This is a genomic window from Maribacter sp. MS6, from assembly GCF_056839185.1.
The window spans coordinates 1,614,660-1,628,506 of the sequence record NZ_CM166389.1; the positions used below are offsets into that span (position 1 = coordinate 1,614,660).

10 protein-coding genes are annotated in these 13,847 nt (G+C 34.2%); all 10 read right to left on the bottom strand.

Annotated elements, in window-relative coordinates; genetic code table 11:
• Positions 1-2: 2 nt before the first annotated feature.
• The 10 genes from MS6x_RS07250 to MS6x_RS07295 all read right to left on the bottom strand — a co-directional run bounded on the left by MS6x_RS07250 (position 3) and on the right by MS6x_RS07295 (position 13,823).
• Positions 3-2,639 carry an McrB family protein gene (locus MS6x_RS07250; RefSeq protein WP_482606437.1) on the bottom strand — a complete coding sequence of 879 codons (2,637 nt, stop codon included), beginning with the start codon at positions 2,637-2,639 and terminating at the stop codon, positions 3-5.
• Positions 2,640-2,835: 196 nt separating this feature from the next.
• A complete protein-coding gene (locus MS6x_RS07255; protein WP_482606438.1) occupies positions 2,836-4,998 on the bottom strand; it encodes a UvrD-helicase domain-containing protein in 2,163 nt (720 codons plus the stop codon).
• 25 nt (positions 4,999-5,023) lie between these two features.
• On the bottom strand, positions 5,024-5,725 hold the full coding sequence (gene rnhA, locus MS6x_RS07260; RefSeq protein WP_482606440.1) for a ribonuclease HI: 702 nt from the start codon (positions 5,723-5,725) through the stop codon (positions 5,024-5,026).
• A gap of 15 nt (positions 5,726-5,740) precedes the next feature.
• On the bottom strand, positions 5,741-5,947 hold the full coding sequence (locus MS6x_RS07265) for a ScoMcrA-related endonuclease (protein ID WP_482606442.1): 207 nt from the start codon (positions 5,945-5,947) through the stop codon (positions 5,741-5,743).
• Positions 5,948-5,959: 12 nt separating this feature from the next.
• Entirely contained in the window at positions 5,960-6,382 is a 423-nt protein-coding gene (locus MS6x_RS07270) for a hypothetical protein (RefSeq protein ID WP_314013610.1), read from the bottom strand.
• A gap of 49 nt (positions 6,383-6,431) precedes the next feature.
• Entirely contained in the window at positions 6,432-7,370 is a 939-nt protein-coding gene (locus MS6x_RS07275; protein ID WP_482606444.1) for a hypothetical protein, read from the bottom strand.
• Positions 7,357-8,049, bottom strand: a complete 693-nt coding sequence (locus tag MS6x_RS07280) for an AAA family ATPase (protein ID WP_482606446.1) — start codon at positions 8,047-8,049, stop codon at positions 7,357-7,359. The genes MS6x_RS07275 and MS6x_RS07280 overlap by 14 nt, the downstream gene beginning before the upstream one ends.
• A gap of 35 nt (positions 8,050-8,084) precedes the next feature.
• The gene (locus MS6x_RS07285; RefSeq protein ID WP_482606448.1) at positions 8,085-9,368 is read right to left on the bottom strand and encodes an ATP-binding protein; all 1,284 of its coding nucleotides are present in this window, start codon (positions 9,366-9,368) and stop codon (positions 8,085-8,087) included.
• A gap of 32 nt (positions 9,369-9,400) precedes the next feature.
• A complete protein-coding gene (locus MS6x_RS07290; RefSeq protein WP_482606449.1) occupies positions 9,401-10,531 on the bottom strand; it encodes a Shedu immune nuclease family protein in 1,131 nt (376 codons plus the stop codon).
• A gap of 1 nt (position 10,532) precedes the next feature.
• Positions 10,533-13,823, bottom strand: coding sequence for an Eco57I restriction-modification methylase domain-containing protein (locus MS6x_RS07295; protein WP_482606451.1), 3,291 nt, complete (start codon positions 13,821-13,823; stop codon positions 10,533-10,535).
• Positions 13,824-13,847 lie beyond the last annotated feature (24 nt).

Genomic DNA, 13,847 nt, shown 5'->3' on the forward strand with positions numbered 1-13,847 from the left:
TTCTATCCTAAAAGTTGCAGTAGCGCTTTTTTAAATTCCTCATTGCTCATTTTTTTAGCATCTTTTATTCTATATACTTTTCGCTCTACTAATGAACCTAATTCGTAATCTTCAAAAGGTGCAAAAAATTTTCCATCATTATCACCTTGAACCGATTCCACAAAGCCAGAACCTAAAACCAATCCTATTTTACCATAATCTCCAAAAAAGTATTCCTGCAACAAGGGTATGACTTTATTAGCAAAAATTGCTTTTAACCCATTTAAAGATTTCGTTTTTAGAAAGTAGCTATGCCCTATAGCATGATCTTTATCCAATAGCTTCTCTATTCGCTTATTAATGGTTTTCAAAAGTTTTACTAAGTCAACGGTGTCAATTATACCGTCATTAGCACCATATTGTTTTATGAATTTAGGCTTTGGGGGCATTTCTATAAAGCTGAACCTTCTTCTTAATGCGGAATCTAAGGCCTCCACACTTCTATCAGCTGTATTCATAGTGCCTATGATATAAAGGTTTGGCGGTACACCAAAATATTCTTTACTATAAGGTAATTGCGCTAGTAATGCCTCATCGGCACCAAGCCTTTTATCCTTTTCAATTAGGGTTATCAATTCGCCAAAAATGGCCGATACGTTACCCCTGTTGATTTCATCTATTATTAAAACTATTGGCTTACCGGATTTTCCCTTAAATACTTTTCTGTCCAAAGCAGCTACAACTTCTCTTTTATCCTCCCAAGTGTATTTCCTATCTGCAATGTTTTTAGGCTTATTTAAAACATAATCTTTTTGGATGGCATTCAATACCGACCAATATGCGGTTGAATTACTACCTCCGATTATTGCCCTAAATGAATCATTGATATTCGTTATTTCCTCTAAATTTGCAATGGCCTTTTGGAGTTTAGAAAGCCTGGTTTTAGAAACAGTATATATTCTTTGTCCATTTAAATGTTTTATCTGAATGTTCCCTTGCGAAGAAATACTATCTACATATACCTTACCGCCATTCTTGATTTCAAGCTCAACTTCATTTTCAGAAGCTAGTCTTTCCTCTAGTTTTTGAAGGAAATTATCATAAGCCAAAGAAAAGTCAAGGACATCATCTGTATCTGCACTGTTGTTTTCAATTGCAAAATTAAAGGAAGCCTCAATACAAGCTTTTTTGAATATACCTTCAACAACTTTATAAACTACAGGATCACCTTCTTTTTCTGGCTCTATGGGTTTTATACCTTCAATAAAATCTTCATAGGACATACTTTGATGAAAAGTGGAAAAGATTATTTGACCATCTGCAATTTTGTGATCATATAACTCTTTTATTTTATTTCTCTCTAAACCTTTGATGTTCTCACCACATAATTCTAAAGCTTTATTTACGGTATTAAATGTTTTACCTGTGCCCGGAGGACCAAATAAAATAGTGTTTAGAACACCGTCGGTTTGTATAGAAAGTATATGATTTTCTTTTGGATTTTCAGTGATGTTGGCAGAGGCATAGAAAAATTCTATATATGATTTTACTGCCGCAGAATAGAATCTGTCTCTACCATATGATACTGCTTTAGGATGAAAATACTTCCCATTCGGATCTGTTTGATGCTCTTTTAAATCTTCATAGAGGTCTTTAAGCTCAGAAACATCGTCCATATCATAAACGGCTACCTTAAAAAAATTATTTAAGATGGTTAATGCCCTTATATAGCTTGACGATTTTTTACTGTTTTTATTTTCAGATGATTTTAACCATTTTTCAAATTCCTGAGCTCTTTCATTTTTATGACCGTACGCAGACCAAATGCGTTGAGAATAATTATAGTAGTCCTCCGCCTCAGGTTTTTTCCCGATTATAAAACGATTCAATTCTGAAATTGGCGTTGAAGTATCAGCAAATTGACCTAAACCCAATGAAGCCCTGATTAAAGCATATCTGTTAAAAACATTCATCACATTATAAGCCCCATACATAAATGCTATTTTCCATTTATAGGCATCTCCCAAATCAATTTTATCGAGTATTTCCAGATTATTCTGTATACTAGCTTCTACAATTTTAAGCAAAATAGCTTTCACCGTTGTGAAGGCCACGTTTGGTGACTCCCCATATTTAATATACCAAGCATAAGTGCCGTCGTTGGTTCTATTAGCAGCTGGTTTTGTATCCGAACTTTTTGCCATTCTGTAAATTCCAAATTTGTAAGAACTGCCACCTCTTATCCCTCCCGTTGGTTCTGTAGTATGTTCTATCCAATAAGTAAAGGAGTTCTTATCCAAATTGGTATACTCTTCAAGGGTAAGATTTTGAAGACGGCTTATGGGCCATTCTTTTAGGAAGTTCTCCTTTATTTGATATAATTTTTCATTTTGCATACGGTCATTTTTTGGCAGAATCATAAACTCATTTTCCTCAAAAGTGTTGAAACAATCAGTTCCTAAACCACCTTTAAAATAGCGTTCTATTTTTTTGCCAATTGCGTGAAAATTGGCATAGACCATAACGGCCTTTGGCGGATATCTTTTCCCTTCATATACTAGGTCATATGTTGAAGAAGGGCCGAAACCATTAGGTAATCCTTTTTCATTATAATCTTCAATCCCTTTTAAAATGTGTTCACTCGTTACTTTTTCAAACATATTATCGTACCTATTTAAAATCTAAATCATAGATTCTCTACCATAGTATCTTCTTCCAAAAATGTCACTTGATTCATCAATCCAAAAAAGCTTTACAACATTCCCTCAATGTGTCATGTTCTTCTTTTGTACATGACCAATAGAAGTAATGGGTAAATTACTTATACTTTGCCATTCTTTATTTCTCATCTAAACTTTAAGACTCTAGAGTTTCTTCAACTAATGTGCTTCCACATTCTGGACAAAACCTATAATGATCTTCTATTTTGGACTCACAACTAGGACAAAGTACAACGCTATTGCTAGTAAAATCTTTTTCAGCTTGGTCTTGATAAATAAACTCCTTTGGGATATCCCTAACAAAATCAGAAATCGCTCCTTTTTGAGATATTAAATAAAGATAATCTTCTGCTCTTGTTAGAGCTACATAGAATAGCCTCCTTTCCTCTTCCAGCAAATAATCATAATCTGTTGGTTTTATGACTTGGTAAATTTTATCTTGTAGCCATGGATCTGGAAACCCTCCCTTATTAGAGTGCAATCCTAAAATAAACACAACCTTAGCCTCTAATCCTTTTGCGCCATGGATCGTTTTAAATTGAATTTTGTGACCGCTATTTTTTAAAGCTTGTCTTAAATTTAATGCCATCGCCGACCTTCTATAAAGCACTAAAATATCTTCTGGATTTATACCTTCGTCAATGTGCTTTTCTATTGTTTCCCAAATAAAAGCATGTGAATGTCCTTCTTGTTCTTCATAAAAGATTTTAATCTTTTGTCCACCTCGCTTAACCGCTTTTATTTCCTTTGGTATTTGAAACTTATTTTTCTTGATAGCCTCCGTAGATGCGCTAACAATTGGGTCTGTACTTCTGTAATTTAAATTGAGCGTTAGTAATTCAGAATCTGCAAAATGTTGTTTGAAATCTACAATATACCCTATTTCAGAACCTCTAAAACCGTATATACTCTGCCAATCATCCCCAACACAAAATAATTGTGTTGACTCTTTTGAAAGTAGATTAAGTAATTTTACTTGTAGACTATTTACATCCTGAAACTCATCTACTAAAATATTTTTATATCTATCCTGATATCGTTCACGAATGTTTGGGTACTCTTGTAACAATTGAATACTCTTGGTCAATAACCCATCAAAATCCAAATACGACCTATTGGTGCAATAGTCGTTAAATTCATCAATAATAGGTATGGCAAGTTCGTAGAACATACGAACTCTTTCAAAATCACTTTCTGAAGCCTCTTTTATAATCTGCTCTACAGACTTTTCTGAGGTCACAATTTTATTTCTTACCTCATTTACCTCCCTATAAAAGCTTTTTATTTCTTTCCTAAAATTTGAAAACTCTTCGTCGTAATGAAGAACTGTTGCCGAACTTAAATCAGCACTTATTCTACCTTTAATCACCCGATCTAAAACCTTATTGAATACTGCGGAGTTATGGGTAGCGTCATCATAAGTTTTTATGCACGTATTACCGGCAATCTTCATTTTGCCTTCTTTCCAAAAAGACGGATAACTTTTATCACTAATATGTTCTAAATAAATATTTGCTTGAGGAATAAAAAAATCTGGATGGAACGCCGAGCTACCAACTTTTACCTCTGGTTCGTATACATAGTCAATACTATTACGATAAAGCCAATCTGCAATATATTGCTCAGATTTTGAACGAACTTTATCTCCCTTTAAACTTGTAAAGAATTTACCTTTGGGTCTAAATTCCTCTTGTTCTTTATGCTGGTGAATGAAGTCTACAAAGTAATCTAAAATGTATCGTTTCAATTTCAATAGAAACATCTTATCATTCGACAAATTAATCGTGACCTTCTCAATGATTTGACTAACGGTCTCTTCTGCAGTACTTCCATAAAATTCACTACTTGAATTTTGGTCGGCTACTATTTTAAATTTATTATCAAATACATGTACCCCATCAGTTTTTATGATTTGATAACACAGACTATGTATAGTTTTAACGGTTAACTTATCTAACCATGGAAATTTTTTTAAAAACGATTGGCGTGCTTTACTTTTTTCAGTTATGGAACTGCCTTTAGTCTGCAGAAATTTTTCATAGTAACCCGTGTTATCTGCAGACACAATCAACCTATCAAGCATCTCATTGGCTGCATTTTTAGTAAAAGTTACTGCAAGAATGTTTTTGGCATCTACCAGCTTATCATCTACCAGATAATTTATTTTATGAAGTAAGGTTTTTGTTTTTCCTGAACCTGCCCCTGCTAAAACAAGTAGTCGCTTACACTCGGAAAGCACAGCTGTACGTTGCTTATCATTTAATGTGGTTAAATCTGTTTTGGTTGATAGGTTTTTCATTAAGTAAGCTTAACTAATTTGAGACTTAAAACAAAGTATTGTCATCGGACACTTCTCTTTTTGCATCATCTACCATATACATGACTTTACAATTTGGGCAAAATAGATAATACTCAAAATAATAATTTTGATCGGGTTTTATCTTTCTTTTCTTTGGGCTCTTTTGTATCACTGCGGTATTGCATTTTCTACATAAATCGCCCGCTTTTTCTATTTTCTGTTCTTGGTACCAGTCTATATGCTCCAAGTATACCAGGTATCCTTCATCCTTAATTTTACTCTCTGAGTTAATACCTTCTTTAGCCAAAGCATCACAACGTTCATTCTCCATATGGCCAGCGTGCCCTTTTACCCAGTTAAAAGTGACTATATGTTTATCTATAACATGCAACAACCTCTCCCACAGGTCTTTATTGAGTACTAAATTGCCCTTTCTACGAATCCAATTGTTTCGTTCCCAATTTTCTGCCCAACCTTTTTCTATACCATCTACCACGTATTTAGAATCGGAAAACACCGTGACCGCTGCCTTGGTTTTTATTTTTTCCAGACCAAAGATTACAGCCATCAACTCCATTCTATTATTGGTGGTAAGCTCGTAGCCTCTATAGAATTCCTTTTTTCTCCCTTTATGGCTTAGTATAATACCAAAACCACCTTTGCCAGGATTGGGTTCTGCTCCGCCATCGGTAAAAAGTTCTATGTCTGGTATTTCTTTGTTTTCCAAATTTATTAGCTTTTCTTAAAAACCATCTTCAAAATAGCGTTCTATTTTTCTACCAATTGCGTGATAATTGGCATAAGCCATAACGGCCTTTGGCGGATATCTTTTGCCTTCATATATTAAGTCATATGTTGAAGATGGACCAAAGCCATTAGGCATACCCTTTTGATTAAAATCTGCTATCCCTTTAAGTATATGTTCCTCTGTAACTTGCTCGAAATCCATTAATATTAGTATTTAATTCTCAAGCAAATGGTTATTTTGTAACCAAAACTCTTGTAAATCAGTTTTTAAATTATCTATTCTAACTTTAGTTTCTTTACTCCAGTTAGGCGGGTAACTATTTATTCTAGAAGACCTTAAATCTTTGTTGGATTGGACATTGATATTTAAAAATTTATCTGTTAAAACAAGTGTATGATTCGAATGAAAACGCTCCCATGTAAATTCTCCCTCTGAATTCATTAGCGTATAGCCACATTTTTCAAAAGCTTTAAAAATTTCTTGATCTTCAAAGTGTATTTTTTTATCAAAAGTAGATAAGCAAAGATTGGCGGTATAAGCAATTTTATGAGCACTTCTTTCTTGTGTTCTTCTCTTATTAGCTCCCTTATTATAGAACTGTTTAATGAATTTTTTTAAAAAAATGTGTTTACTCACGATATAATACTTAATTGACTTTTGAAAATTTTTATGATTGAAATATTTTTTATGTTATAATATTTAATTCTTTAAGGATATCCTTTTTAAGCTTACTAAAGGGTCTTCGATTAAAATGATCTTCGATTAAATGAACACCGAAGACGATTCTATAAACATCTTCATATGAAAGTCCTAGTTTATGATAAGTTATAAAAAGCTCTTTGAAGTATCGTTGCGAGAATCTGTATCTAATATCAAACAAATCCCTCAACTCTTCAGAATGGCCAGACATTACTTCGGATAACCTAAATAGCTCAGACGTATTTTTAATTTTTCCTAAATCACTCAACTGACTTGTTTTAATACCAATTTCAACTTCTAAATTTGATTTTCCCCCAAGAATGGATGAAACATCATGAGGGATAAACCTATAAGTATATTCATCAATATAATTGTCAATATATGGGTGCATATAACTACTTAGTGTAAATTCTTTTCTTCCCTTCAAAGAAGAATTACAAATAGTGCAGCTAGGGATCAAGTTATAAATAGACAATCCTAATAGTGGATTTTTAGCCTGGTCAAAAAAATGGTCAAATTGTGGGCGTGTTATTTTCTGATTGGCTTTTGTTCCATTTGCTACTGTAATGGTATACATTCGATTACAATATAGACAAGTACGAATACCAAGATTTTTTGCCAAATCATAAGCATCATAAAGCGTTACACTTTTCTTTCTGAAACCTTTATAATCAAAAATATTCCTAATCTTTCCCTGCATAATTTTACTGGTGGAATATGAGTTAAGCCTTTTAAATCGGGTATTTAATTTTTTAAGAATCTCAGGCGTCCCAGTAATAATTTCGTACAGATTTTCTACAATAAATTTTTTCAACTCCTCATTTATTGTAGAAGAATGAATATTCTCTATCAAGTAATCTTTATATAGAGAATTAAAGTGAATAGAAATGACTTTAGGTTTAGATGCTAAATCAAAGTGAATCATACTCGTTGCCCGTCTGATTTTTAAATTTTTGTTTGAGACTTTCGATTTGCTGAGTTAGAATTTCCTTTGAAAAATCAACTTCCATTTTCTCAGAATACATTTCTGAGAGCTTTTGCTGAACGATAGGCTCATCAATAATTTGTATTATTTTTTTATGGTAATTTGAATTGTTCAAGTCATCTTTATTTCTTAGCCAATCTATGGTTTTATTAATCTTTTCTTTTGCGAAATCACCAAGAAGTCCATCTTCAACAAAAAAAGAATCTGCTAATAAGTCTGTTATATTTGCAGCAAAGGATTTATTCGGATGTGATGAATCGCTATATTCCAAAACTTCCGTTTCTTCCGTTATTGCATTTCTTCTCAAGTAAATAATGTTTTTGTTCGGTAGGTCAGACAGTGTTAAAGGGTCGTGAGTCGTAAATAAAATTTGAACTGTGGGGGTATTCTCGAGAGAACTAAAAAAATATGGAATTGTTTTAGACATGGAATTAACAAATTTCTTTTTCCATATGGGATGAAACCCCAAGTCGGCCTCATCTAACAACAAAATGTAATTTTCAGCTTCATCTAAACTTTTAGTCTCACCACCTAACCTGTTAAATAGAAAATCATATAATCTAGAATAAAAATTTAATAGAGCCAGCTCTCCCGAACTCAGCCTTGTTCTTGATGGCATATAATTAATAAATCCATCAATTAAACTTCCTTTATTTATTTTCTTGCTTTTCTTTTTTTCATAAAAGAAGAATAGTAGTTAATAACATTTATTAAAAATTCCCTTTGATACTTGAGTATAATTGCCGCCTGTTCATTGGACACGAAGAAAACATTGGTTTCAACTTTGCCTTCTTCAGAAATATTTTCAATTAGGGAATACAATTTTTCCAAAAGATTAGAAATTGGTTTCGTTAGAAAAGGTTGTATCTCATCAGATCCGAATGTCAATTTTGAATTATTGATAAAGGTTAGAAAAGAGTTATAAGCATCTAAATGATTACTATCCCGGGTAAATGTTGTGTATGAGAATTCTCCCTCCGATAAGTAATGATTTTGCTTCTCCATCTGTCTCTCAAGCACGGATAAAACATCTCTTAATATATGCCTTTTCAATAAATATTTATTTACCTCTATTTGATTTGAGACTCGACTTTGAGCTTTAAATTTTCTTACCAGTTGCCAATCATCTAGTTCTTTTTTTAGTTTTTCCTTTATTATTTTAAGAGCTGGTCTAAATGCCCTGGGAGTATTCCATTCCCCACCAACCTTGTATCCGTTAATCAACAATCTAGCCTCGCCAAATTCTGGAAAATCAAATAGGTTTTTAAAAATTTTGTCCTTACTTACTAAATCTGAAGACAGGAACGCGATTTGACGTAGCGAATTCTTAAAAGTCAACTCCTGATTGACCGAATAGTTCAAACTGGATTCTGCAGTAGTTTTATTCTGTAAATCACGAATATCTTCTTGTAAAACTTTATCGAATGATATATCGTAGTTATCAACATTATCAAATCTTGGATTGTAACGATAATCAAAGTGTGGAGAGTAATATATAGTTTTAAATTTGCTGTTTGACCTTTCTTGATTTATTGAAAAAGTATCGTCTCTGGTCACAAAACTTAACGTTTCTTGATCAACGTCCCAAATAGAACTCACCGTCTTCAATTCATTTCCGGTAGCCGTTTCAAAAAATAAGTATATATTGTTTGAAGGCAATGCATAAGGATTTTCAATGAACAATCTCCTAATGGAATCAAATATTGATGATTTGCCGGCCCCGTTTTGACCCACTATAGCATTTACGTTTAAAAGCTTAGAATCTAAATTGGTGACGTCGAAGAAGCCTTCTATATAATCTTCATTTAAGGTTCTGTCAACCTCTACTTTGTTTCCAGTCTTTTCAAGACTGTAGATGAATTGACCACCCAAATTGATAATTTGAGGTTTTTGAATTAAGTATTCGTGATAATCTAAATAAATTAATGCTAGTCGCATATCTAAAGGATACTTTTGATTTTTTTTGGTCCCTAATTCTTTCTAATTAACCTGTTAACGATGAATTCAGCACGGTTGTACAATTCATCGTAGGTCAATATTTCAACATTTCGACTGTTCTTTCGGTAGAGTTCAAATGTTTTCTTCTTGATTCTGGCTTCCTGATAATTTTCAGCACTTTCTAATTCAGTCCAACTACCAACTATCAAAATAGTCTTAGAATCATATGCTTTTTCCGCAATTAAATTTCCCTCGCCATCTTCCTGCGGTTTATCAAACTTTATCAGGCCTGCTGCTTTTTGTTCTAAAATCTGAGAACAAGCGTTTTGTAAATCTCTAGACAGTGACCATGCTCCTGAACGATTCTTATCTTTTCCAAATAGAGGTGTTGTAGGTTTTTTAAGCTCAATAAAGGTTACAAATTTAGAATCTGATAGTAAAAAGTCTGTGATAACAGCATTGCCACCAGACAAATCTTGTTCTGAAACATTCGCCTCTTTTTCCAATACCTTTTGAAATTTATAGTCGATCCCGAGTCCTAGAATCCATTGATTACGTTCAAAAAAGGCTTGCCAAGTGGTTTCTTCTTTTGCCTTCGGCAAGTCAATAAGCTCTCTATACTCTTTCCAATACTCTGGATTTGATAGTAATTTCTCAAAGTAGTCAAGTCCTCTTTTCCTAAATGCTACGTTTACGATATCACGAGATGTGATGATTCCTTCTTCTATTACTGATTCAACGACCTGTTGACCGCCTTCTTTGGCAAGAAGTGTTTTTATAAGTTTGATATTTTCAGGGGTAAGTTCAGAATCGGCTATTTTGATTCGTTTCTCGGAAATCGCAGATAAATCAGTTTGATTCAAAAAACTCAAAAAAGCTTTGAGTTGAGCTAAATTAAATTTGCTAAAACCTACTTTCTGCTTCTCATCCTTTCCAATAAGTTTAATGATTTCAATTCCCTCAATATCATTTTTCTCTTTTATATATACAGCCTTTAGCATGGTTCTAGTGGACAGCTTTATTTCAAACCCTTCCTCATCTTCATGTACTACTTGAAAAAACCTTCCTTTCTCAAACTCATGACTATACAAGTGATTTGGTTTAGAGTTGTTGATAATGTCGTCCTCAGTAGGTACGAGGCCGGTTCTTCTATTTCCTAACATCTTATGTATTTTCAACGATTTTTATCTTCTCTTCGTTTAACCCATACAACTTATACACCGTTGCATCAATTTGTTGCTCAAGGGAGTCAATTTGTGCTTGTAAATCTTGGGCTTTTTTCTTGTTTTGTTTAAAGAGTTCGATCCACTCGAACTCATCAGTTTTGGTAAGGGCATCAACCGGTACTTGACCCTCTTTTTCACGCAATTTATTCGTGGCTTTTATGGCTTTGTTCAATTCTTTGACAAATTCGCCAAAATCAAGATCTTGCCAGTTTTCCAGTTTACGGGATACTTTTAGTAAGTTATACTTTGAAATTAAATAATCGGTTGTAGTATTAATTAAATTGTTTTTGTCTGTCGCTAATTCTGATATTTGTTTACCAAATTCTGCTAAATGGTCCGAGTAAGGTTTTCGAATCGGAATAGCTGAAACATTTTTTGCATTATACCTGTAGTACCCGCCCAATTTTTTAGGACATACTTGGTTAAGATAAAAAGTAATCAGTTTCGAATTGAGAAGAGATAATAGTGCTGTTATTGGTATATCGGATGAACCGACAGGTATTAAAGCTGGTGTATTCGCTCCATTAAATGCTGTATTAGAATTAAGTAAACCTACCGTAAATTTCGTGTCAACTCCTTTTAGGACTAATTTATCTGGTAGTATATAATCAAAAGTACCGGCCCGCAGATGTCGGAAAAAGTTACCTTCAAACGCATAATTCTTCCTGCTGTCCTTTCTTTTGAGTAATGCTTCCTTAAACTGAAGTAGATAGTTGTAGCAGTTGGGATAGTTATTAAGGAAGAAGTCATTTTCAAAAAGTTCTGAACTTCCATCGATGTTATGATATGGATATATTATAAATGCTGCCGGTTGAGTTATCGAGTATTTTGAAACTTCCTGACCGCGGTAAGCATATGGCAAAAGTATCACCTTTTCAAGATTATACTTCGATATGATTTCTTGGTCTACAACGAATGCTGCATCCATACCAGTTAAGCAACCTATGTAGGCAGGTGCAAAATCTTTTAATAAATCATAATTGAGTCCTTTGTCTTTTAAGTACTCTACAAGATTAAATGCTGAAAATTGCCAGGGTTTGGAAGATATAGTATCGAATGAGAATTCCTTGAAAGAACTATTGCCAATTCCTGCGTAACTTAAAGACGCTTGATTTGGAATTTCTCTATATTTGAAGCTTTTTGGGCCATTATTTGTTAAAAAGAAAATAGCAGGATAAGTTTCTACATTTTCAAAAACCGGTAGTGAACCAAAATCAATGATTTCTAATATTTTGTTTTTTGATAATATCTTGCGAATATTCTCACCGTAGTCGGTTTGCATCCATTGGGAAGAAGAAATAAAACCGACCTTGCCTTCACTTTTAATAAGTGAGAATACCTTTTCAAAAAATAATATTGACAAATCCAATTTGCCTTTGGGACTTTCATACGATTCAAAATAGTAATCAACTAACTCACTTTCAAGATTTTGAACTCGGACGTATGGCGGATTCCCAATCACCACATCAAAACCACCCTTTGTGAATATTTTTGCAAAAGCGGTTTCCCAACGAAAGGCTTTTTGGCCCGCAATGGCCTTGCTGTCGATCAAGCTATTGCCACATTTAATATTGCTACTCAAATCATTGAGTTTACGACGGGGCTGTGCGGTACGCAACCACAGAGACAGTTTGGCAATCTCGACGGACTCTTCATTGAGATCAACCCCGTAAATGTTATTTTCGAGAATGGTATTCTCAATATCGGGAAACTGTAAACCACCGCCCAAAATCTTAGCCTTAAGCTCGTCTATATATTGATGTTCCTTTATAAGAAAATCCAGTGCCTGATTCAGAAACGCACCAGAACCGCAAGCAGGATCACAGATGGTCAATTGTAATAGCCAATCGCGATATTCATCGAGAACTGCTACCAATTTTTGAACGGTCGCTTTCTGACGGTGCTTTCGGCCCCTGAAATATTCTTCCTCTTTAAAACCAAGCACCGCCTTCTTTTCGTCGCACAGTTTGCCTATGGTATTCTCAACAATGTACTTGGTAATGTATTTAGGGGTGTAAAAAACACCGTCCTTTTTGCGCTTGCTTTTTTGCTTATCGAATTCGGCACCTTCAATTTCTGCGTTGACACTTTCTATCTCGTTAAGGGAATTCTCGAAAATATGGCCCAAAATATTGACATCCACTTGACTTTCGAAATCATATTTGGCCAATTTTAAAGTGTGGCGGTACAGCAAGTCATCATCAATCTCTAAAATGTCGAGAATGGAATCCGGTTGAAAAAGTCCGCCATTATAGGCATAGATTTCTGCCCTGCTAGCCGTTCCTTTTCTTCCAGAATCCAAATAATTGAAATATTGCTTGAACAAATTATACAAGGGGCGTTCATCCCCAAAGTCCATATCAGCTTTCCACTTTTCCAGTATTTGGAGTGTTGAATTGGGTGTAAGCAAGCCTCTGTCCTCCGCAAAAAACACGAACAGAAAGCGGTCAATCAGTTTTTGAGACTTCTTGAAAAGGGCCAGTTTTACATTTTTGTCTAAACTTTGCAATTCCTGTTGAAAGGCAGTATCCGTGGTTATTTCTTCCAATTCTTGCGCCCTGGCTGATTTGATTTTTTTTACGTTTCTCTTTACCAAATCGCGAAAAAGTTCTCTCTTGAAAAGTGAATAATCGTTATAGAACTCCTTAGTGATCTGCTCTTCCTTGACCAACGAGTCCTGCTTGATTTTAAGTGGTAAGGCGTTGAGCAAATTATCCTTGTGCAAGCACAGATATAAAAGGGCAAATCTGTCTTGTGTTAGTTGGAACAGGTCAAAAGCCTCATGATCTGTGGCATCATCGATATAAAACCGCAGCTTTTCAAAATTGGAAGTAATTACATATTGGCAACCTTTATGGTTTACTTTATAGTCGAACGCCTGACGACGGATGCTTTCTAAATCTTTTGTATTAGTTCCTTTAAGTTCGACAACGGCAACAGTTTTTCTGTTGTTTAGAATGGCACCGTCGGCCTTCCGATTGTTATTTTCGTTTTTATACTCTGTTGTAAGATTGTACTTGGGACTCGGCTTTATAGTGTAATCCAGGATGTTCACAAAAAGTTCAGTGAGAAAAGTAGCTTGAAATTGCTCTTCCTTGCTGCTGCGTATGTTATCTTGTATTTCTGGGTTCAGGAAGTATTTTGAGTAATTGCGATATGCTTTTTCTACTGCTGTTTGGTCCAGCTGCGATAGATATTTTTTAAGTACCGATGTTTGGAATAGTGGCATTTACGTTTGGTCAGGTTTAGATTT